Source organism: Stenotrophomonas sp. 28608_Sma (genome assembly GCF_056486185.1).
The window spans coordinates 2,482,785-2,505,545 of record NZ_CM151308.1 but is presented as its reverse complement, the minus strand read 5'-3'; the positions used below and the strand labels follow the sequence as shown (position 1 = coordinate 2,505,545).

Annotated in this window: 16 protein-coding genes; 12 read left to right on the top strand and 4 right to left on the bottom strand. The window is 62.7% G+C overall.

Going from position 1 to position 22,761, the window contains the following annotated elements:
- Positions 1-25: 25 nt before the first annotated feature.
- From paoA to ACZLHH_RS11750, 6 genes are all read left to right on the top strand, one after another.
- The gene (gene paoA / locus ACZLHH_RS11775) at positions 26-673 is read left to right on the top strand and encodes an aldehyde dehydrogenase iron-sulfur subunit PaoA (RefSeq protein ID WP_180844257.1); all 648 of its coding nucleotides are present in this window, start codon (positions 26-28) and stop codon (positions 671-673) included.
- Complete coding sequence (locus tag ACZLHH_RS11770) at positions 670-1,620, top strand: FAD binding domain-containing protein (RefSeq protein WP_180844256.1); 951 nt, start codon at positions 670-672, stop codon at positions 1,618-1,620. Before paoA ends, ACZLHH_RS11770 begins: the two co-directional genes overlap by 4 nt.
- Positions 1,620-3,824 (top strand): aldehyde oxidoreductase molybdenum-binding subunit PaoC, encoded by a 2,205-nt coding sequence (gene paoC / locus ACZLHH_RS11765; RefSeq protein ID WP_180844255.1) that lies wholly within the window; start codon positions 1,620-1,622, stop codon positions 3,822-3,824. The genes ACZLHH_RS11770 and paoC overlap by 1 nt, the downstream gene beginning before the upstream one ends.
- Before the next feature lie 9 nt (positions 3,825-3,833).
- Positions 3,834-4,895 carry an XdhC family protein gene (locus ACZLHH_RS11760; RefSeq protein WP_180844254.1) on the top strand — a complete coding sequence of 354 codons (1,062 nt, stop codon included), beginning with the start codon at positions 3,834-3,836 and terminating at the stop codon, positions 4,893-4,895.
- Positions 4,871-5,494: a nucleotidyltransferase family protein gene (locus ACZLHH_RS11755; RefSeq protein ID WP_180844253.1), complete on the top strand. Its 624-nt coding sequence runs from the start codon at positions 4,871-4,873 to the stop codon at positions 5,492-5,494. The genes ACZLHH_RS11760 and ACZLHH_RS11755 overlap by 25 nt, the downstream gene beginning before the upstream one ends.
- A gap of 321 nt (positions 5,495-5,815) precedes the next feature.
- Positions 5,816-6,547 carry a hypothetical protein gene (locus tag ACZLHH_RS11750; protein ID WP_180844252.1) on the top strand — a complete coding sequence of 244 codons (732 nt, stop codon included), beginning with the start codon at positions 5,816-5,818 and terminating at the stop codon, positions 6,545-6,547.
- Between the two features lie 22 nt (positions 6,548-6,569).
- Here the strand turns inward: ACZLHH_RS11750 and ACZLHH_RS11745 are convergent, their stop codons facing one another.
- The gene (locus ACZLHH_RS11745) at positions 6,570-7,532 is read right to left on the bottom strand and encodes an IS110 family transposase (protein ID WP_132808894.1); all 963 of its coding nucleotides are present in this window, start codon (positions 7,530-7,532) and stop codon (positions 6,570-6,572) included.
- 227 nt (positions 7,533-7,759) lie between these two features.
- Here ACZLHH_RS11745 and ACZLHH_RS11740 point away from each other — a divergent pair, with 227 nt between their 5' ends.
- The gene (locus tag ACZLHH_RS11740; protein ID WP_478478787.1) at positions 7,760-8,173 is read left to right on the top strand and encodes a hypothetical protein; all 414 of its coding nucleotides are present in this window, start codon (positions 7,760-7,762) and stop codon (positions 8,171-8,173) included.
- Positions 8,174-8,242: 69 nt separating this feature from the next.
- Here the strand turns inward: ACZLHH_RS11740 and ACZLHH_RS11735 are convergent, their stop codons facing one another.
- Both ACZLHH_RS11735 and ACZLHH_RS11730 read right to left on the bottom strand, forming a co-directional pair.
- Entirely contained in the window at positions 8,243-8,599 is a 357-nt protein-coding gene (locus ACZLHH_RS11735; RefSeq protein WP_180844251.1) for a hypothetical protein, read from the bottom strand.
- Between the two features lie 457 nt (positions 8,600-9,056).
- Entirely contained in the window at positions 9,057-9,812 is a 756-nt protein-coding gene (locus ACZLHH_RS11730; RefSeq protein WP_132810110.1) for a tetratricopeptide repeat protein, read from the bottom strand.
- A gap of 532 nt (positions 9,813-10,344) precedes the next feature.
- On the opposite strand from ACZLHH_RS11730, the gene ACZLHH_RS11725 reads away from it, so the two are divergent.
- From ACZLHH_RS11725 to ACZLHH_RS11705, 5 genes are all read left to right on the top strand, one after another.
- Entirely contained in the window at positions 10,345-11,160 is an 816-nt protein-coding gene (locus ACZLHH_RS11725; RefSeq protein WP_132810109.1) for an AlbA family DNA-binding domain-containing protein, read from the top strand.
- Between the two features lie 26 nt (positions 11,161-11,186).
- Positions 11,187-17,639: an NACHT domain-containing protein gene (locus ACZLHH_RS11720; protein ID WP_197609958.1), complete on the top strand. Its 6,453-nt coding sequence runs from the start codon at positions 11,187-11,189 to the stop codon at positions 17,637-17,639.
- A 638-nt stretch (positions 17,640-18,277) separates the two neighbouring features.
- Complete coding sequence (locus ACZLHH_RS11715; protein ID WP_258014026.1) at positions 18,278-19,006, top strand: hypothetical protein; 729 nt, start codon at positions 18,278-18,280, stop codon at positions 19,004-19,006.
- Between the two features lie 142 nt (positions 19,007-19,148).
- Positions 19,149-20,096 carry a hypothetical protein gene (locus tag ACZLHH_RS11710; RefSeq protein WP_132810107.1) on the top strand — a complete coding sequence of 316 codons (948 nt, stop codon included), beginning with the start codon at positions 19,149-19,151 and terminating at the stop codon, positions 20,094-20,096.
- Positions 20,097-20,641: 545 nt separating this feature from the next.
- Positions 20,642-20,980, top strand: a complete 339-nt coding sequence (locus tag ACZLHH_RS11705; RefSeq protein WP_180844249.1) for a DUF3653 domain-containing protein — start codon at positions 20,642-20,644, stop codon at positions 20,978-20,980.
- 487 nt (positions 20,981-21,467) lie between these two features.
- Here the strand turns inward: ACZLHH_RS11705 and ACZLHH_RS11700 are convergent, their stop codons facing one another.
- A complete protein-coding gene (locus ACZLHH_RS11700) occupies positions 21,468-22,760 on the bottom strand; it encodes a zonular occludens toxin domain-containing protein (protein ID WP_180844248.1) in 1,293 nt (430 codons plus the stop codon).
- Position 22,761 lies beyond the last annotated feature (1 nt).

Here is a 22,761-nt window from a genome sequence, read left to right as displayed (position 1 = left end):
CACTGTGCCAAGTTGGGACGAAGGAATGAAGTTGACGCGTCGCCAGGTGATCGCCGGCGGCGCCACGACCATGGCGATGTCCGCCGCACCGGGGGCGTCATCGCTCGCCGCCGAACTGGCGGCATCCCCGCCGCCCAGACCGCCGGTCATCAGCACGGTGGCGTTGACGGTCAACGGCACGCATCGTGAGCTCGAGCTGGACACCCGCACGACGCTGCTCGACGCCCTGCGCGAACATCTGAAGCTGACCGGCACCAAGAAGGGCTGCGACCACGGTCAATGCGGTGCCTGTACCGTGCTGGTCAACGGCGAGCGCATCAATGCCTGCCTCAGCCTGGCGGTGCAGCACCAAGGCGATACCATCACTACCATCGAAGGCCTCGGAACCCCGGATGACCTGCATCCGATGCAGGCCGCCTTCATCAAGCATGACGGCTACCAGTGCGGGTACTGCACGCCGGGGCAGATCTGTTCGGCGGTGGCGGTACTGGACGAGATCAAGCGGGGTGTCCCCAGCCATGCGCAGGCCGATGTCAGCGCACGGCCCCAGGCCACCAACATGGAAATGCGTGAACGCATGAGCGGCAACCTGTGCCGCTGCGGCGCGTATTCCAACATTGCCGAGGCGATGCAAGAGGTCGCTGGCGCGGCCTCTGGAAGGGGGCGCTCATGAGGGTCTTCAGTTACGAGCGCGCGAAGTCTCCTGCCGAGGCCGCCAAGGCCGTCGCCGGCAACGAGGGCGCGAAGTTCCTGGCGGGAGGAACCAACCTGCTCGACCTGATGAAGCTGGAGGTCGAGACGCCCGCGCACCTGGTCGATGTACAGGACATCGGCCTGGACAGGATCGAACCTACAGACGACGGCGGCCTGCGCATCGGCACGCTGGTCACCAATACCGCGCTGGCCTCGCATGAGCGCGTGCGCCGCGACTACGGTGTGCTGACCCGCGCGATCGTGGCAGGCGCGTCCGGGCAGCTGCGCAACAAGGCCACCACCGGCGGCAACCTGCTCCAGCGCACCCGCTGCCCGTACTTCTACGACCCCCATCTGCCCTGCAACAAACGCCTGCCCGGATCAGGCTGCGGCGCGCTCGAAGGGTTCTCCCGGCAGATGGGCGTGATCGGCACCTCGGACAGCTGCATCGCGACCTATCCGGGCGATATGGCGGTGGCGCTGCGCGTGCTGGACGCCTCGATCCAGACCGTCAAGGGCGATGGCAGCACGCGCAGCATTCCGATTGCCGAGTTCCATCGGTCCCCGGGCGACACGCCACAGCAGGACAACGTGCTGCAGCGCGGTGAGCTGATCACCCACGTCACGCTGCCTGAACCGCTGGGCGGCCGGCACGTGTACCACAAGGTACGTGACCGCGCGTCCTATGCGTTCGCACTGGTGTCGGTCGCCGCGATCGTGCAGCGCGACGGCTCGGCGCGATTCGCGTTCGGCGGGGTCGCGCCGAAGCCGTGGCGCATCGAGGCAGCCGAACCCCTGCTGCGCGACGGCGTCAAGGCCGCGACCCAACAGGTGTTCGCCGGCGCCCGTCCAACCCGGGAGAACGCGTTCAAGATCGCGCTCGCCGAGCGCACACTCGCCGCCGTGCTGGCCGAAGGAGAGCGCTGATGGCCCTTGAATTCAACGCCCCCGCCGGCGAAAACCTGTTCGACAAGGCCAAGGTGGTCGGCAAGTCGACGCCGCGCATCGATGGCCCACGCAAGACCACCGGCACCGCCCCCTATGCCTACGAGCGCCATGACGTGGCGCCAAACCAGGTCTACGGCTACATCGTCGGCGCGGGCATCGGCAAGGGGCGCATCATCTCGATGGATGCCTCCCGTGCACGTGCCGCCCCGGGCGTACTGGCGGTGATCACCGCACCGGAGACCAAACCGGTCGGCACATCCAACTGGAACAACGCGCCGCTGTTCGGCGGGTCCGAGGTCGCCCATTACCACCAGGCCATTGCCTGCGTGGTAGCAGAGACCTTCGAGCAGGCCCGCGCCGCTGCGGCGTTGATCCGCACCCGCTATGAGCGCGGCAAGGGGCGGTTCGATTTCCCGGCGCTGGCGCCGTCCGCGCCGCTGGCCAAGGGACGCGACGGCAAGCCCGACCGGCAGGCTCTGGGCAATTTCGACACCGCCTACGCGAGCGCCGCGGTCAAGTTCGACGAGACGTACCACACCTCCGACGAAAGTCATTCGATGATGGAGCCGCACGCCACCATCGCGGCCTGGGAGGGCGACACGCTCACGCTGTGGACCTCGAACCAGATGATCGACTGGGCCAGGCAGGGCATGGCCGCGATCCTCGGTATCGATGCTGGCAAGGTGCGCGTGGACTCGCCCTATATCGGCGGCGGCTTCGGCGGCAAGCTGTTCATCCGCGCCGATGCAGTGCTGGCCGCGCTGGCGGCCAAGCAGGTCGGGCGACCGGTGAAGATCGCGCTGCAACGCCCGTTGATGCCCAACAACACCACGCACCGGCACGCGACCATCCAACGCGTCCGGATCGGTTGCGCGAAGGACGGCAGGATCTCCGCCATCGCCCATGAGAACTGGTCTGGCAACATCAACGGCGAGGACGGCGAGAACGGCACCCTGCAGACGCCCAAGCTCTATGCAGGCGCCAACCGCCTGGTGGCCAACTACATCGCCACGCTCGACATGCCCGAAGGCAATGCAATGCGCGCGCCGGGCGAAGCACCGGGCCACATGGCGCTGGAAGTGGCGATGGACGAAATGGCCGAGAAGCTGGGCCTCGACCCGATCGCGTTCCGCATCCTCAACGAGCCCGAGGTCGTACCCGGCGATCCGAGCAAGAAGTTCTCCGACCGCAACCTGGTGCGCTGCCTGCGCGAGGGCGCGGAACGCTTCAACTGGAACAAACGCAACGCCAAGCCGGCGCAGGTAAGGGAAGGGCACTGGCTGGTCGGGATGGGCGTGTCTGCGGGCTATCGCGGCGCACCGACGATGAAGTCGGCGGCGCGAGTGCGGCTTGACGGCCAGGGTGGGGTGATCGTGGAAACCGACATGACCGACATCGGCACCGGCTCCTACACGATCATCGCGCAGACCGCGGCCGAGACGATGGGCGTGCCGCTGGACCAGGTCCAGGTGACCCTCGGCGACTCCCGCCATCCGGCCTCCGCCGGTTCCGGCGGCCAGTGGGGCGCGGCAAGCTCCACCGCAGGCGTGTACGCGGCGTGCGTCAGCCTGCGCCGCAAGGTGGGCGAGAAACTGGGCTTCGACGGCGACACCGCAAACTTCGCCAATGGCCGTATCCAAGCGGGCGGGCGAGCCATCGACCTGGCCGAAGCGGGCACACTGTCGGCAGAGGACGGCATTGCCTTCGGCAACTTCAAGCAGGGCTACGACGTTGGCACCTATGCAGCGCATTTCTGCGAGGTCGCCGTGCATGCCTACACGGGAGAGACGCGCATCCGCAGGATGCTTGCCGTATGCGATGGCGGCCGGATCCTCAACCCACTGTCCGCACGCAGCCAGGTCATCGGCGGGATGGTGATGGGCGCAGGCGCGACCCTGATGGAGGAGCTGGTGGTCGACAAAAGGCTTGGTTTGTTCGTCAACCACGACCTTGCGGGCTACGAGGTTCCCGTACACGCTGACATTCCGCACCAGGAAGTGGTCTTCCTCGACACGCTGGACCCGGTGATCTCGCCGATGAAGGCCAAGGGCGTCGGTGAGCTGGGCATCTGTGGTGTCGGAGCCGCGATCGCCAATGCGGTCTACAACGCCACCGGTGTGCGCGTGCGCAACTATCCCATCACCCTGGACAAGCTGTTGCCCGGCTTGCCCGACGTGGGCTGACCCTTGCGCATGGACCGACCCGTGGCCTCACCCGCCCTGGAGCCCTCTGCGGCAGAGGGAGTGGAACCCAGGGATCCTGCCGGACACCTGTCCGCAGCGCCGGGCTTCCTCACGGAAGGCAGCCCGCGCGGCGTGCTCGAGGCGGCGGTGACGCACCTGCACGCGGGGGAGCACGCCGTGCTCGCGCTGGTGCTGGAAACCGATGGCTCCACCTATGCCGGTGCCGGCGACATGGTGCTGTTCTGCAACGGCAGCCAGGTCGGCTGGCTCAGCGGCGGATGCCTGGAGCCCGAGCTCGCGCGACGCGCGGAGCAGGTGAGCGCGGCAGGGCAGATCGACTGGATCGAGATCGACACCCGCAGTGACGACGACCTGTTGAGTGGGTCCGCGCTCGGCTGCCGCGGCCGGCTTCGGATTGCGCTTCTGCCATTGCGTGCCATGACCGGCATCGACGCCGTGATCGAGGCATGGCTCCGCGAGGGCGTGCCACTCCAGCGCGAGCTTCGCAGGTCGGGGCAGATCGCTTTCCGCGCCGGCAATTGCGAGCAGGCATGGCAGCTGCATCCGATGGACGGGGCGCAGCCCTTTGGCGAGGGCGCATGGCGTTTGCCGTTGCCCCGGCTTCCGCGGGCCCTGGTGCTGGGTGGCGGTCCAGAAACGCCCTTCCTGGTTCCGTTGCTGCGGGGCCTGGGATGGCGGGTCAGCGTGGCCGAACGACGAGCTCGCTGGTCCTCAGCGGGGCAGGGCGCGGATGCACAGCTCCAGGTGCGCCCGGCCGAGGCCCTCCATGCCGACGCGTGCGACGCGGTGCTGGTGATGCACCACGATTTCGAGTTGGACCGCGAGGCGCTGATGGCCCTGGCCGATACCGAGGTTGCCTTCATTGGACTTCTGGGTCCGCGGCGAAGGCGTGAGGACCTGTTCAAGCTGCTGACACCGGATCAGCGCCACCGCCTGTCCCCGACACTTCGATCGCCGGTCGGCCTCAACATCGGCGGCCGAGGGCCGGAGGCGATTTCGCTCAGCATCGCCGCGCAGCTGCAGCAATGGCGAAGCACCGCCGGCACGTGACGGCCGCGCATGCGGTCGTCGTGCTTGCTGCGGGCGGCAGCACGCGGCTTGGCCAGCCCAAGCAGCTTCTGACCCGGCAGGGCGAGACCCTTGTACATCGCGTGGTGCGGTTGGCGCTGGAGCACGCACCATCGCAGGTGTTGGTGGTGGTGGGCGGGAACGCACAGGCCGTGACATCCAGCATTGCCGGGCTGGATGCCACTCCGGTAACCAACCACCACTGGGAAAGCGGCCTGGCCAGCAGCCTGCAGGTTGCAGGCACACACCTGCTGCCCGCAGTGGCCGCCGTGATGGTCGTGGCATGCGACCAGCCCGCGATCGAGCACGCCCATCTGCAGGCGTTGCTTTTGGGTGCCCGCGCTTCGGCGTCAGGGTGCGCTGGCACCCGTCACGGAAACGTCCTCGGCGTTCCTGCAGTGGTGCCGCGCGCATGGTTCAATCAGGTGGGTGCAAGCGGTGACCGCGGCTTCGGAGCGCGCTTGAGGCAGCTTCCCATCGATGCCGTGCATGTCCTTCAAGCGCCGGAGCTGGGCCTGGATATCGACACGCCAGAAGATCTCGCGCGTGCGCGCCTTGCGGGCTCGATCGATGCTGAGTGAGTCGCACCCTCGAGTGCTTGCGTAATGACGTTGCCGCCAACCTCGGCGTGCTGGCGGCTGCCGGTGGTGTTGCACTGACCGGGAGCGGCTGACCGGACATCGCAGCGGGTGCAGTGATTGCGCTGTGGTTCCTCCGATCTGCGCTGAAGGTAATGGGCCAGGCGTGGCCGGCGTGGTGTGCAACGGTGAAGCCGTCAGGCGAGCGGGGTACAGGTGGAACGCCGCCTACCTTTCCAATACCCGCTTCCGGACCTGCTCAGATAGCTCCGGCTCGGCTAGGATGATGCCGCCGGCATCCGCGCCGGCGGGGCAGGGGACGCAATGGACATGCAGGCAGGGGGCGGAGTCGATTCGCCGGACCAGACGAAGCAGCAGGAACTGACCTTCCATTGGCTTTACCAGCGGGTACAAGGGCTGGCTGAGCACAGCATCTACCCCAAGGCCGGCCGGCTGGAGAGGTGGTCGTTGCGCGTGGGCGCCCTGGCGGCCGCCATCGGCATTCTCGGCAGCCAGCTGCCTGATCGATGGCTTCCGCTTACGGCCGCGCTGCTTCTGGTCAGGGTGTGCCTGACGGTGGAGATCGGAGGCTTTGTCATCGGCGGATTTCTCGCGGCCCGCCGCGGAATCCGCCAGTTCGTGCAGCCACGGCTGTCGCACGCGCAGGAAATGGACGGCGAGTTTGCCCAGTGGCAAGCGGTGATCGCCGAGCTTCGAGGATTCCCCAGGGTCGAGCGTGAGCGCCGCCTCAAGTACGTCACCCATCTGCGCACAAGCATGATCGAGCGCATGGGGCTGATCTACGGCGGCCTGCAACGCCTCGGTCCATTCCCGCTGCTGATCGCTCTCTACCTGCAGTTCCGGCAGTGGAAATGGGGCGACTGGAACAGCGCCTTTGACGTCGGCCAGCTGGGCGCATTCCTCATCTATGCGCTCGTACTGCTCTACATCACAGGATGGCTGTTGACCGGGTTGCGCACGCGCCTGGACACCTACGTCGCCCTGCTGGAAGGCTCCACCCACGAACCCGAGCCCACGCCGCCCACCGCCCCGTAGAGTCGAGATCCTATGTTCGTGGTCAAGCCTGCTGGAAGCAGGCTTGACCCACCTTCAGCATGGCCGGATCGAAGTCCCGGCCGCTTTTGAAGACACCCCAGGCGATCCTGGCCAGCTTTCTGGCCAGGATGTTGAAGACGGCGGTGCTGGGGTGACCGCGTTTTGACAGCTCGTCGTAGAGCGGTTGCCCCCGACGACACCGCTTGAGCCCCATGGCGGCCATGTAGAGCATCTGGCGCAGCACTGGCGCGCCCTGTTTGGACAGCCGACGCCGTCCCGTTCTGCCGCCAGACTCGTTGGGCCGGGGATCCAGGCCCGTGCAGGCGATCCACGCGTTGGCGTTGGCCAACGGCCAGCGCGTCATGTAGTAAATCAGGTGAGCGGCGACGGCGGGGCCGATACCAGGGATGGTCAACAGGCGCTTGTAGAGCGTGCCATGCTCTCCATCGCGACCCAAGCGCTGCAGTTCGCTTTCCAGCTCGGACAGCGTCCCAGCCAGAGCGCAGAACAGATCTGACAGCTCCCCGGGGGCACTTTTGCTTACCCCGAAGGATTGCTCCAGGCGCGCGCGTGTCTTTACCAGCGTCTGCCGCTTGCGCAGCAAATCGTGCATCTGTTGCTGCTCGTCGGTACGCGGTACGTATTCACGCAGGCGATCGTTCTCCTTCTTCACGTACCGGGCGATCGCTTCGGCGTCCATGGCGTCCGTCTTGCCACGCGAGCCCGTCGCCCGGCCGTAGTGCTTGATCAGACGTGGATTGATCACATAGACAACGTGGCCTGCCTGGCCAGCCATCCGAGCCAACAACTCGTAGTACCGCCCCGTCGCCTCCATGCCAATCCGGCATCGCTGGGGCAAGGTGTTGAGCCACTGGGCTATGCCGGCCCGGGTGTTGGCGATCCTGTCGCCGGCCTTGCGGTCGGCCACTGCCGGTACGAACTCCTTGGAGTCCACGTCCACGCCAATATCGAGAGAATCAGACATTTGTACGGCTCCCAGCTATCTTTAAGGGGCTGGGGTGGTACCGCACCGACGTTAGCTTGCCTACATCGACGATCCCCTTTGGGGGCCGTACGATCCTTTATCGACGTTCGTGTGCGGGATGGGGATCGCTCGACTCGTCTGTCGGCTAGTATCCGCAGATGCATGCTTGACGGTCCCTCCACCCTGGCTCCTACATACCGCGTAGGAGCCGGGAGGAACATACAAGCTTGCTCGACTACGACCAACCCCTCACATCGCGCACCCCCAGCCACATCGCCCGCCATCGCCAACAACACCCGATCCATCAGAACAGGTTCCGGCACGCCAACCAGCACCTGTTCCATGTAGTCCAAGGGCTCCAACTGCCGCTGCAGCAATGCCCGCAACGCCAGAACGTCGGGCGCCCGCTGCACCGCATCCAGCGATACCCGCATCGTCAGATGCGGCGGCCGCCGCTCCAGCCACAGCACCGGAACGCCTTTGCAGTGAATCTGCAACGACGCACCCCGCTGCGTCTCGACAAACTGCAAGCCCTGCCTTTGCCGGGCCTCCGCGAACGCCATCGCCTGCCGGCGCAGCTGCGAAAATCGATCATCCGCGATGCTCTGGAATGCCAGCCGCTCGGGCACGGCCGGCGATAGCCAAAGGACGGGCGCCGCCACGGCCGCTACGAGGCATAGCGCGGTGGCCGCCCAGCGCCAGCCCACCTCTCAGGTCTCCGGCCGCACCCGCGTACTGGCGTGCGCGGTAAGCCCCAACCCGGCCATGATCAGCCCTTCCATGACGCGCGGGCCGACGTATTGCTCCAACTCGCCGTTCTCGCGGGCACGCTGTGCGGCCAGCAGGATTTCCAGCACCACGCGAAGGCCGGCCAAGGAGCAGTCGGCGTCCGCCAGCGCAATGCGCCGGCCCGGCATCTGATGGCGCTCTGGCCACGGTTGACCATCGGAGGCGGCGCCGGAGCCGATGCTGTGCAGCAGGGCGATGAGGGTGTTTGGGTCCAGCGCAGGGCCATTCGCAGGCACGTCGTGGATGGGGTGCGGGGCAGGGGAGTGAGGCTGGGTCATGGCTGGGCTCCTTGCGTGCATGCAGAAGCCGCCACCGATAAAGGTGGCGGACGGTGCGAGGTTCGAAACCCGGTGTGCAATCAGACCGGCGGGCGCAAGGCCCCCACGCACCGCCCGCCATAGCCGGCTGACGGATTGCCAGTCGGCACCACCCGGAGTGGTGCCGACTGGCAAGCGCTTTTTACGATTGCACAACCGGGGTTTCGAAGCCCGGCCACCTGTTCAAGGTGGCACAGCAAGGAATACGCCCGGTTGTGCGCGATGCCAATGCAGTAGGGCCGATGCCGTCACCACTTTCAACGTTTTCAGAATCGTTGCATGCGGCGCAATGAGGCTGGAGCCTTGCGCCGCAAGGCTATAGGCAATGTCGGTGGTGCAGTCCTGCGCGCTGCCGCCATCCGCCCGGCGAGGCTGTGAGCGAGGCGGATGCGACAGGATTGCCAAAGGCCGCCAGGCGTCAGTAGCCCTTCAATGCGGCTTTGGTTCGCTCCAGCCAGGCGGCATTGTGGCTGCGCGCGTGGCGCGACCAGTGCTGGGCATCGTCGATGATGCTGGCGAACAGGCTGCGAGCCTGCTCACGGTCAGCAGGCTGCGGTTGTGCCATCAGCCACTCGGCGTACAGGCAGCGGGCGGCCGCATCATTTCCACATTCCACGGCGCGCTCGAACGCGGCGCGGGTGCCAGGTGCCTGTGCAGCAGCCAGCGCCTGCGCGTAAAGCAGGGTCTGTTCCGGCTTGCGGCGCACTTCCGGATGGCGGGCAAACAGGCCGTCCAACGTCTCGACTGCAAGTGCGGCGTGTCCGGACTCAAGGCGGGCACGGGCAAGGCCGGTCAGAATGTAGGGGTCGTCACCCAGTGGCGAGCTGGCCGCCTGCTCAAGCAGGGTCCTGGCTTCCTCCGCTTGGCCGGCATCCAGCAGCGTCATGCCAAGACGAACCCGGTTCTGCACGGTGGGCGTTCGCGACAGCTCAGCGCGAGCGTTGCGCAGATCCTGGCCCGGGTCCATGAGTTGCTTGGCGGAGCGGATTGCCTGCCGCGCGCCGCGCGAGTTGCGGGCTTCCGGGAAGTAGATCGCCAGGAAGTAGACGACGCTGCCAAGCAGCGGGAACGAGAAGAGCAGGATCAGCCAGTAGAGGCTCTGGCCCGAGCGGATGGCGTGCACCGCGAAGTAGATGGCTGCCAGTACGTGTAGTCCGATTCCGATGTAGGGCATGTGCGCCGCCTCGTCCTTGTGGGGGTTGGCACTATAGTGGGAGAGAGGTGGGGCGCCAATGGGATGGGCGGCTCGGCGTGACGCGTCACATTAATGGGATTGGATTCTGCGAGGCGGAGCTCTGCATGTCACTATGTGGCGGGGCTGCACTGACGGACGGGGCGTATGAAGTGCACCTAGCATCCCCCTCTTTGGCTATAGCAATTAATTAAATGACGGTGATTTGTGGGAAAGATCGAGATAGTGCATGGCGGGAAGATCTACGAGGCTGAGTATTTTGTTGACCAAGGTCTCATCACAGTTCACGGCGAACGCGGCCAAGAATCCACTCAAATCGGAGGGCTTAGCGAACCGCAGGCAGCCAAATTTTTGCTCAATAGCCTTGTGCGTAAAGGTCTAATCGACCCTGTCGACCCGAGTGAGGCCCAGCATTAGATTCAGATCGATGCACGCCTCGTAGAGTGGCCCGGCTTAGGCATTGCAGACGTCAGCCTACTGGTCTGGCTCGCGGCATTGAATGTAGCCAAGCGAATTGAGTCGGCAGATCACCCCGACCAAGCAGTCCGGATACTTCGTTCGCACCTCGAGTTCACTTTGGATGACGATTCTAAAAGAACAGCACGAAACCTTCGCCCGGTTCTTTACGGCGCCAACCCGTGAGGCGCTGCGTGATCTGCTTCGTCGCAACATCGGCGAGACCGACTACCTGGACTTCAAGTCCGATTGGCCTGCACTGCCAAAGCTCGCCCGCCACATCTTGGCCTTGGCGAACTCAGGCGGCGGCGCGCTCGTCGTGGGTGTGTCGCAACAGGCGGATGGCAGCCTCGTTCCGATCGGCTTGCCGAGCATCAAGGACAAGGCACAGCTGATCCCGCCGCTCAGCGGCTATCTGCCCAAGCCGCTGGAGTACCAAATTCTTGACTTTGCCTTCGGCGCGTCCGAATACGAGGCGCTAGTGGGCAAGTCGTTCCAGGTCTTACTTGTGGAAGACGATCCTAAAGTCCTGCCGCTCCTGGCCCTAAGAGAAGGGGAGGGCCTGCGGACAAGCGTTGTCTACGTGCGCGATGGCACGACGTCCACCGAAGCCGGCCATTTGCAGCTGCAGGCGGTGCTCAACCGGCGCATCGGGTCGGGCTATTCCAGCCAGCCTAGCCTAGACCTCGACAAGCATCTGGCCCAGTTGCGTGTCCTGGATGAGCATCGGGAAGCGAACGACAGCTGGCTGAGTCAGTTCAATCGCAACGAGCAAAGCCACTTCGACGATACTCAGTCGGACGACCACAAAGAGTTCATCGAAGACGCCTACCAAGCGAAGAAGCAGGCCATCTGGCGATTGCTGGACCTGTAGGGCGCGTGCAACGAAAGAGGGACCCAGTGGCAAAATCTCCAGTTCACGTCGACAGTGTTCGCGCCTCCCGCGACGGTCATGAATTCCACGAAGCGTGGGTGGCCCGCAAGAGCTTGGGGTTGCTGCTTCCGCAAGATGGTTTTGTCGGCGTCGCGATCGAGGGTTTCTCCCCCAGTGACCGGGTCTCCCAGGACGCAACCGAGATCGCCGACGCGGTGCTGTACTACGGATCCGCCGCGACGTTCCTGGATGCGGACCGGGTCGTCGTGGTCCAGGTCAAGTATTCCAAGGCATCCGAGAACAAGCCGTTTCGGGCGGCCGATGCCAAGCACACTGTGGAGAAGTTCTCGCACACCTATCGCACGCTCAAGCGCGAACACGGTGTTGGGGCAGCACGCAGTCGTCTTCGCTTCGAGCTCATCACCAATCGTCCGATCCTGCCCGAGCTCGAACAAGCCGTGATGGCGTTGCGAGACGGAGTTACACTCAAGGGCGTTGCCAAGACGCAGGCCAAGCAGCTCAGCGAGGCGATCAACTTGCGGGGCAAGGATCTGGCTGAGTTCGCAGCCCGGCTTCGTCTGACGGGGATCACCGGGGACCTGCGCCAGAGCAAGCATGAGCTGGCCGTTGCCTTGGCGGATTGGTCGGTCGCCCGGGACCCGCAGTCCAGGATTCGACTTAGCAACCTACGCGAGTTGGCGCGCACGAAGGCTGGTCTCATAGCCCAGCATCGTAATGTCATCCTGCGCGCCGACGTGCTCTCCGCACTTGATTTGCAGCACGAAGATGACCTTTTGCCGGTCCGCGAGAGCTTCCCGGATGTCGGTGCAGTACTGGAACGCGACCAACTGGCGTCGGTGGCTGCCCGCATTCCGGCCCTGAATCAGCCTCTGCTTATCCACGGGGACGGCGGCGTCGGTAAGACGGTCTTCATGCAATCACTGGCGGGGAAGCTGGGCCAGGATCATGATGTCGTTCTGTTCGATTGCTTTGGTATGGGGCAGTACCGCGCGGCATCCGACGCTCGCCACCTGCCGCAACGTGGATTGATCCATATCGCCAACCTGTTGGCGAGCCGCAGCCTGTGCGACCCCATGCTGCCTAGCACTGCCAGTGATAGTGACCTGATCCGGACGTTCAGATCGAGATTGACCCAAGCAGTCGAGACGCTTCGCTCGGTCTCGCCGGATCGACAGCTCGTGTTGCTGCTTGACGCAATCGACAATGCCGGCGAGCACGCCGACTTGCGCGGAGAGACCGCGTTCCCGCGTCTTCTGCTCGAAGACTTAAGTATCGCGGGGTCGATTCCGGGTGTGCAGGTGGTGGTTAGCGCACGGGGTTATCGCCTAAAAAGCGCGATCGGCAGCGCCGCATGCGAGCATCTGCAACTTCGGTCATTCAACCTGATTGAATCCCAGGCCTACCTGCAGAACCGTCTCGATGGTCTGACCGAGGGAATGGTGCAAGTCGCCCAGTCGAGATCACGCGGAAACGCGCGCATCCTCGAGCATCTGGTCGACGAGGGGCCGGAAATGCTTGCGCCCTCGAAAGTCGACAAGGTCATTCAGCTCGACGACTTGCTCCGATCAAAGATTGCAAAGGCCTTGACCGAAGCTCGACGGCAGGGATACCAAGAGGATGAGATCGCTTCGTTCCTGGCAGGACTTGCGACCTTGCCGCCGCCCGTGCCCGTGCGTGAATTCGCCGAAGCCAACGGCTTGGCGGAAGGGGCAGTGAACAGCTTTGGCGCCGACTTGTCACCGTTGCTGGAACAAACCAAATACGGCTTGATGATTCGCGATGAGCCGACCGAACGACTGATCCGCGAATCATACGCCGCAGACGAGGCGACGTTACGCCGTCTCGCCAAGAACCTGCTAGCGATGCAAGATCGCTCCATCTACGCCGCCACAACCCTGCCCGACTTGCTGCAACAGCTGGGCGACGGCGATCAGTTGTTTGCACTGGCCTTCGACGAGCGCCTTCCGGCCGCTATCACCAGCGCGGCTGGCAAGCAGGCCATCCGGCAGGCGCGCATTCGTGCGGCGGTAGCATTCGCCGCCGACCAAGAAGATAACGGTCGGCTCGTGCAATTACTGGTCGAGCTATCGACGCTGGCTGCGATGAACCAGCGAGGCACGCAGTATCTCCTGGATTACCCCGATTTGACGGTGTCCATCGCCGATGCCGACTCGTTGCGGCGGCTGTTCGAAGCACGCACGGACTGGCCAGGCGCCAGGCATGCCCGGCTCACCATCGCGCATGTCTTGGCTGGCGAGGTTGCAGACGCGACGCACCACGCCCACCGAGTCGCAGAGTGGCGCCGCCATTACTACGACCAGAAGCGTGAGGATCGCCGCCGCGATGAGGGTCCGACAGCTCTCGACATGGCGTCCATCCCTCTGTCGTGGTTGGCCCGAGGCAATGGCGAAGCGGCTGCGCGAGACCTGGCCGGCTGGCGAGACTGGTATGGCTTCGAAGTGGCGGAACAAATGTTTACCCTTGTCCAGGCAAACTCGCCCGCGGATCGGGGGCCAGGCGGGGCGCTCAAGGCGATGCTTGACTCAGAATCCGCCCGAACTGGTGTGCTGCTAGCTGCTGTCGCGCACGCAGACGGTAACGAGACCTGGCAACGGGCCTTGATCAGCCGGCTGGCATCGGTCTGCGCTACAGTGAACTTGGGCGAGCGCGATTATCACCCCAAGGAAACCCCGATTGGGCGCGGCATGCTGCGGGCAGCGGCCGTAGCCACGTCCTTGGGAATGAGCGGCGAGGCGATCGCGATCCTAGATGCGGCGGCGTTCAAGACTCCCATGTTGTATATGTTCTTGGAGGACTGCTGGGCGCGCGATGTGTATCCTTACATCGCAGCCAAGACAATGCGCGCCCTCGCCGAGGGAGTGCCACTCGAAGAACGGATGCTACTTCCCCAGGAATTGTTGAGCGCAGCAGTTGGGATTCCACCGGCGCTCCAAGGCAAGGAGTTCCACGCGGCGCTAAAGGAAGCGATGCGCGAGGCCGTAAAGGCGCAATCGCAGTCCGACGGATCGTCTCGTCGATTGCACAACGACGACCTGCAACGGACCGAACGCTTCCTTGACTCCCGATTGGGAACCTGGCATTCGGTAGCGCAGGCATTCGCACAAGCGGTCAGTCGAAACGCAAGCGCAGGGGATGGGCGGCTGCGCCCGCTATTGGCGAAGTGGAATCGCCTGCGCGTTAGCAACGACTACTACTTGGGCGGTCTGACGGCACAGAGGCAATTCAGGATTGTGGGCGAGCGACTGCTCACCTTAGCCGTGTCCGCAGACGCCGGCCACGACACTAAGGAAGTGTCTGAGTACGCTGATTTGGTGAGCGCCGTGGACGCCGCGCCGGTTTCCAACGTCATCGACTTGATTGCTATCCTGACACGACGGGCGCCGAGTCAGATGGCGGCAGGCAAGGCGGCCGTGCGCACTCGCGAAGCGATCGAACGGCTAGATGATGTCAATGAGCGCGTCGCAGCATTTGCGCGTTTGTCTAGGGCTATCGTTCCAGCCAGTTCCGCCGATGCTGCCGAGTACTTCCATCGCGGCTTGGAACAGGTCGATGCGATAGGCTCGGGCGACTGGCAGTTTGTCGGCGAGCTGATGCATTTCGCAGCGACGCTGCGTGGAACACGCCTGGACGACGCCGACAGCAACACGCTGTCGAACATCTGCGACCTGAATCTAGGAGAGGAACACAAGTTCGATTGGAGCGGCTACGGCCGGGCGTTGGCACGGGCCGCTGGCCCCAAGGGGTTGGCACGGCTGGCTCGCTGGGAGGATCGCGAACGGATCTCGCTCGACTATACATTGCTGCCGTACCTAAAGGTGTTGATCGATATCGGCGATCTCGAGCCCTCGTTGGCCTTGGTCATGTTGCGCGTAAGCTCTCCCGCGGAATTGCGTACCTGTAGCACCGTCGAACTCGTAGATTCTCTCCTGAAGCATCCGGCAGGCGTCACTGCGACCCTGGCGACAGAGCTGATTCATCACTATCAGCAGTGTCATCCCGGTGGGTATGGTTCAGATAATGTCGAGTCACTCGCGCTTCTGGCGGAGCGGGCATTGGGCTGCGACTCGGTCGAACGATCACAGTTGCTGCAATCCGCAAAGGCGATGGCGGTGGCTACCAAGGAGTTCAACTCGCTCAGCAACTGGCGAGCGCCAACCTCCGTGCCCCACCGATCAGATTGGGACGCCGAGCAAGCCAAACAGATCGCGGGGGCCAAAGCCCGTGCAGCTTCGCTCGATCCACTGGACGAGGCCGGGATTGCGGAGGCGCTTGAGGCTCTGAACGGGTTGCTTCAGGGGCGGCGTCTGGAGCAGGACTTCCTGGAAGTCCTGCGCGCCAAGGTTCCGCTCTCGGGGATGACTAGATACATCGAGATCATTGCTCGGCAAGAGCAGCTCGATCTGTACGACAAGATTCACGAGCTAGAACTGTGTAAGGCCGCGTGGTCGAGTGCGTCTGACGCCATGGGCCGTATCTGGCCAAACTGCGCCGCGTGGATCATTCACGCCAATCCATCAGAGTTTGTCTCCTTCGAACAATTGTCTCAGTACCAGCTCAATCGCCTTGCCGAGCTGACCGGTGTCGAGCACCACGCGCTGGTCGTGGCACTGCTCAAGGAATTCTCCCGACCAGAGGCCGAGGTGCCCGCAGCTGTCTGGCTCAGTGTGGCGGCAAGTTTCAGCACAAGGGCGGAGCCCAGCGCGGCACAGGCGGCGCTCGCTCGGCTTCTTCGCGGAGGCGCGGCCAAGCTCGCTCCATTGGTGCTCGATGGGGAGTGGCGTCCGGGCGTTTACCCTAGTGACGATCCCATCGATATAGCCGCGGGACTGATTTGGTTCGGGCTGGGCTCGCCCCGCGCCGAACGACGCTGGATGTCTGCACATGCCCTGCGATCCGCCGTGCGGCTTGGCCGGACGGATGTTCTACACCGGGTGGTTGCGCGCTACCACGACAAGACCGCTGGCGCCTTCGGCGCTGAAGAGCTGCCGTTTTTCTATCTTCACTCGCAGCTGTGGTTACTGATCGCGATGGCTCGCGTAGCGCTAGAGGCACCGAACGCCGTCGCCCCGCACCGTCAGTTATTGGAAGAAATCGCATTCGATAAGGATGATCCACATGTGTTGCGTCAGCACTTCGCAAAGGAAGCACTGCTGGCCTGTCACCGAGGTGGCGCCTTTAAATTGTCTAAGGCGGCGCAAGCCAAGCTGAGTCGCGTGAACCAGTCCGCATACCCGATGGTCACGCGCCAAGGCGGGAGAACGTCGTTCTATGACTCTCGCCCGAAGGAGTCTCCGGAGCCAGCGTGGCACGTCAGCCTAGAATACGACTTTGACAAGAACGAAGTATCGGAGGTTGCTTCGCTCTTTGATCGCGAACGCTGGGTGACGCGCGATGCTCTCAGCTTCTGGGTACACCAGCGTGCGCCGGGCGTCACTAGCATGTATGACCTTGGTGGTCGCCTGGATCTAGGTAGGAGCCACGGTGAGATGTCCGAGGCGCAGCATCACTACGGTGAGCATTTGTGCTGGCATGGCCTGTATTCCGTCGCCGGGCAGTTCCTTCGCGATTTTCCAGTGGCGGTGTCCACCTGCCGTGGGAATCAGCCGTTGCAGGAGTGGTTGAGCGAGCAGGTGCTCACCCGCGATGACGGCCTGTGGTTGGCCGACGGCACTGACTGGCCCGGGGCGACGACTCGCGTCAACCTGCGCGAAGCGACCGATCAAGGAGTTGAACTTACTGCCGACACGAGCAGGCTCTGTTCGCTATTAGGCATAGGAAACACGGTCGGAGAATGGCTGGTCATAGATGGAGACTGGCATTCGATGGACGGCGTCGAAGTCCATGTGCGCTCATCGATGGTGCCCTCCGAGCAGGGCGATAGCGTCGCCAAAAACGTCGTCGCCCAGGACGCGTTCCAGATCGACGCTCCAACGCTAGAGGAGCATGAAGAAGGCGATCCTCGATGGCTGAAATTTAAGACGCCGTTTATCCCATGGTTGGTTATCACCCATGCCCGGGCTGGCATCGACCAGACCGATGTGTTTGGCGTCGTGGGCGCTGCTGAACGGACCCGGTTGACGACAGAGGCTATCAAGTTCGGCGGCCTGACTCAGAGGGATTCTTTCGGCCGTGAGTGGCTGGACCGCTCCGGCGCGACCGTCTTCCGCGTCGAGACGTGGTGCCAGTATGGTGATCGGCATGAAGGCCAGCGCGAAAGTGGAGATCGGGCAACCTGCCGATCCAGCTTCCTACGAGAGTTCCTGAGGGCACAAGCGTGCGATTTGATTTGCGTGATTCGCTTGCGACGCAGCGATCCGGGCCGGGGTGATCGCAGGTCTCGGTATTGGCATACCACCCTTGTAGTGCGTATCACACCCTCGCTCGAGGTCACGCTCTATCCAGGGCTTGCTAACGCGATTCACGAAAGCATGTTCTGAGAGTAGGTCAATGAGAAGGTCAAGCAGGCACTCCAGCGCGATGGCCGCCGCAGGTACTTAGGTCAGCTGCGGCGCAGCAACCAGTAGAGCTGACAGTGATCGCGATGGAGCACCTCGGTGAGCAGCTCCGCCACTATCTGTGACGACCATGCAGCGGACTTCCGTCGATTCGCCATGCTTGACCGATACACGGAAGCGGCTGCATCGCAAGTGGCATCAGACATTTTCAAGCAAGCGAGCGGCGGGGTTCGCAAACGCACCTCCAGTTTGGACATGTCCGATACCGCCCGATGCCGCCCGATGCCGCCCGATGCTCAGTCAACTGCATTATCGCCGGCAGCGAAACCCCTTGGCGGCTGGCGCCGCTGCACGATCTCCCCGACAGCTGCAGGGGAGATGGCAGGGCCAGCTGCGGCAGGGTATTCAGGCCGCCCAGCCGGCGGCAGCAGCGCCCCCCCAGTCTGCGGGAATCCTGTGAGGCAGATATGACGCTTTAGAGGGGCAGCTTTCGGGGCTTCGAAACTTGCCGACTCAGCTGGAAGTCGCACCCAAACGGTCAAAAAAGGTTCGTCCATCTGCGGCTCGCAGACGCCCAGATCCACGCATCCGCTCGATGTCTACGCATCGGCATCGCAGATTTGATCTGGTGTTCGTCATCGAGTGGCTCAGCATGTCCCTACGACGAACGGATTCACGACAAGGTCGACGAGGAAATTTGGATCGATCCGAGGAACCTCTATGACAGGTATCGCAACACAACGTCGCACACGGCCAGTCACAAATTCAAGGTGCCGAAGCGAGTCTGGCAGGACCTATCAGTGGTGGTCGCCTTGATAGGCATCATGCGGCTGGGCTGGTTATTTCTCATCAAACCCTCCAACGCACAAGCTGCGAAGAAGGAAGAGCAGGGGGCCGATGCTTTGCCGGCGGCAGATGCCTTGGCGCCCTTGGGCGCGGGCATGCCGACGGCAAAGCCCCTCACCCGCGAAGAATACGTGCAAAAACACAAACCACGTGTGGAATTTCAGCCGTGGTCCGCGCCCGCCTTCGATGACCGCACCATGCAATCGCAGCCCGAGCTGTACTGCATGGCTTCCGGCACGACTGAGCAGGACACCACCTGCACGTGCGTAACGGAGCAGGGCACCAAGGCAAAGATTTCGATACGGGTATGCGTGGCGATCGCACGCGATGGACCGGCCCACAATCCGTATCGCGCACCACGCCAGAAATCGGAGTTGAGTCAGGACCATCCGGCTCGCAGCATCGCTCAGTCCACATCACCTGGTACGCCTGAGCCATCGCCACATGCACTGATTGAGGTCGGGAAACGCCCCATGGGGACGTTCCCGGAGACGCCGCCTTAGCCAGCTAGCGTCTAAGTCCCTCCCTGGAGTTCCAGGGTCTACAGCACAGCGCAATCGTAATGGTCAAGTAGGGAAAAGCCCGACGCATACTTTTCTCAAACTGAACTATGCTTGGGACACGTGATACATGGAGCGTACTTTAATGCAGCAACTCACGATCCTTAGCGGCGCTGGGATTAATCACGGAATATCGGCAGCTTGTCCGCAAGCTAGAGACTTGATCGACTTTACGTATCAGAAGATCAGTCAAAGCGTCTACGAGAGAATTCCATCGCAGCTTCAGGCAATGTTTACCCAGGAGTCGTTCGACTACATCTTGGGTGGACTGATGACCATCAATCTTGTTGTCGAGAAGACGAAGCAAGACCTTATTCGATTTAGGATAGACCAGCAGGCATTTGCGAACATCTTCCAGCAATCCAGTCTTCAGGATTCAATTATTCAGGCACTGGACCAGATTGAGACTCAACTTACGGTGTCCCTTCGGCAGATGCTGGAAGTAGTTAGGCAATTTGATCCCGCAATTCGTCATCTTGATTCAAGGTTCGATTCAGTCAACTACTTCACCCTGAATTTTGATGGTGTCTTCGATCACATCATCTATGGCGAAAGGTACGTTCGGGGCGCCTTCACGACAGATTTTTGGTCGCCCTGGGGAGATCTTCGTGAAGGAATTGATCGAAAGTTCAAGATCATGCACTTGCATGGCGATCTTCGATACAAGCCATTCAAGAAGACCCAATACAACGATCCTCCGTATCGATGGCCCGTTTTGGTCGTCGGCGATGCGGAGGTGAAGAAGGGAATCATTGCATCCAACACCGCCCTCCGGTTCTACAACCAACGACTCCGAGAGGCGTGTGAAAACAGGCATCGAATTCAGGAAAACGTACTTCTCGTAGCAGGATTTGGATTCCGCGAAGAAGATCAGCATGTCGTGTCTAAGATTAAGGCTGCCGTAAATAATGGCATATTTGACAGAATGATCTGTTATGACATTGAGGACAAGTTCGCCGACTGGTGCCCGAGGCCCTACGAATGGCGTGATCCTCGTAACCTCGGATTGAACGATCTTCTTCATTCGATCTAGTCCAAAAGTTCCCTGCTGGCGGGATGTAAGGGGCGAAGACCCAACGAAATCGCCTTACATGCCCTTGGGCAGACTTGGCCCACGGCTCATGTAGACCACAGTGGACGTCTCGGCATCGGAGCCGCGATCACGCACGCCCAACCGACGTTTTCGGCGATTTCTGAGGACTTCGGCTAAATAGATGGCGCCGGATTTCGCCGTGGCCTCAGCATTCCGGACTGCTGAGGACCGGGGAACTTCATCAGCCATCGTCATGTCGCAAGGCTCCAGCTGATGGCCTTCGGGGATGAAAGGGCGGTTAGGTCAGGTCTGGTCAATGCGATCATGGGGATCGACTTGCTCATGCTGCAATCTCATCCTTGTCGGGGGAGCCTGCAGGGAGGCAAGAGCCAAGCCAGAGCCGCAGCCATTGCCAGATCTAGCCGACGAGCCGGACCACGCCCGATACATCATTTCGCATAATGTATATTATGTTCTTTGGTGCGTGGTTGGCTGGCGCAGTTCTTGCGTCAGCCCCGGCTCCTACTCTGGCATGGAGCCTGATCGTGCGTGATCGGAAACTGACCGGCCCTTGGGCCGGTTTTTCGTTTAAGGGTGGCCGACTGGTCACACCCGAGGGCCGCGAGCTGGAGCCGCAGGATCTGGCCTGGCTGTCGCTCACCGCTGCGCAAGCGCAGGAATGGCGTCGGATGATGGAGAGCGGCCGCGCGATCGGCAAGCCCCGGAAACCCTTGTCCTTCAACGCTGCCAGCGTGGTGAACCTGTCCGACGCACTGGCACAGCGCCGGAAAAAGCGGTCATCGATGGCGATGGCCGGCCCCGACGCCGAACCACCCGCAGCAGTCCTACCGGTACCGGGGCCGAAACGCCGCCAGCGCGTGTGAGGCGCTTCCGTAGGGGCGCTGCCCCTACACCCCCGATTCATTGCTCGCGGCAGCGCAGCCATTCGCCCTTGGCGTTTCGCAACTGTTCCCAGCCGTTGCTCAGGCGACGCATTGCAGTGCCTCCCATGCAGGCAGCGCCCAACTGCTTTGCCTCAGCGCTCCCGTAGGCAGGCATGCGAACAATCTCGCTCGATGGCGTTGGTATGCCTTGGCGACGCGCCTCGCTCTGGATTAAGGATCGTTCAATGTCGGCGCAATAGAGCCGAATGCGCGGATCGAGGTGCTGCTGGCATTTCAACGGTTCAGCACCAAGATTGCTCGCCTTCGGTGTTGGCGGCGTGTACCTGGGCGCTGGCTGCGGGCCGGTGGCCGAGCGTAGCTGTTGCGCATGCGTAGGTGCCGACAGCAGCAGTAGAGCCAAAACTAGGCCAGATCGAATGTCCATTTCGCCCCCAAGGTTCGGGAGCATGGTATCCCATCGCGGAAATCAGAAGCTCGCCGGATATGGTGGCGTTTCTGGGAACGTGCCCATGGGGCGCTTCCCAACTGCAATCAGAGTGCTCCCGTTCGCCGCGGCGGTGGTCGGCTGTGTCTCGCTCGCGCTCGTCACAGGCGACCCCGCCGCAGCCCTAATACGCCCAGTGGTCGAATCGGACTGCTCGCCGAAGGGATCGACAGGCCATGTAGTCGCGATGATCTCGTGGCCTCTGGCGCTCAGAAGCACGCCGAACTCTGTTCTTTTCACAGACCAGCCCAGCGCCCACAACTGCTCCGTGGTGAATCGGTCGAGCACCTGCCCGCCTCCTGATGCCCGGAACTCTACGATATCTCGTTGTCCGTACCAGCCAGCGTGTCGCGCCCTGGCATTGGTCGCCATATCTAGAATGTACTGAACGCCCGCAGGAAGCTTCTCCTTCGCCTTGGACGCCTCGGCAACCGTCGTGACCACTGTGGCCGGTTGCGCGCCCGGCGCGTGCGCTATGGCGGGAATTGCGGCCTTCTGTGACGCAACAACATCCTTCAGCTCGCCGGTCTCCCCGGTGGTGCCTCCGGCGAAGAAGAACCGCCCCAGCATCACCACGCCGACCACAAGCGCAAGCGCCATCAGGATTGACGGGCCGCGCAGGGTTTTCCAGAGGGTGCGAGTGTTGCCCTTATAAACCTCATTGGACTCAATGCCAGGCTGCACGCCGTGGTAAAGCTCCCAGATTGCGGGATCGTACTTGCGCACTTCCGTGCCCACGGTTTCGTATTTGCCGGTGCCGGTGGCCGCATAGAAGCGCACCGAATAGCGCTGATCTGAGCCGAGCGCGTCAAGCTTGGTGTACGTGTTCTTCTTAGCCATGCGGCGAATGATCAGTCGGTGCAGGTCTTTGCAGTCCTGCGAAATGATCACCATGTCAAGGCTGATATGGCCGTGCTTGGCGAAGAAGTTGGCCGCACGCTCTGGCAGGTTGGCGCGATTGGTGGGCCAGTATTCGTGGGCCTCGTCGATCACGATAAGCGCGTGCTTCTCGACGTGCGGGAACGAAATGGCGCCGTCGTTGTCGGTGTCGCAGACGCACCACTCAACCACCTCCTTGTCGCCCATGACGTGCACGAGGCTGCGCACCTCCTCTTCGGGCATACCAAGATGTGCTGCGATCTTGTCGAGGCTCTCCCCTACCCCGTTGAGGCGCACATAGACGTGACGCTTTGCGCGGAGCGCAGGCAGGATGTGGTGCAGCACCGCCTCATAACTCTTGCCGCTGCGCGGCAACCCCTCATGGCCGAAGATCATT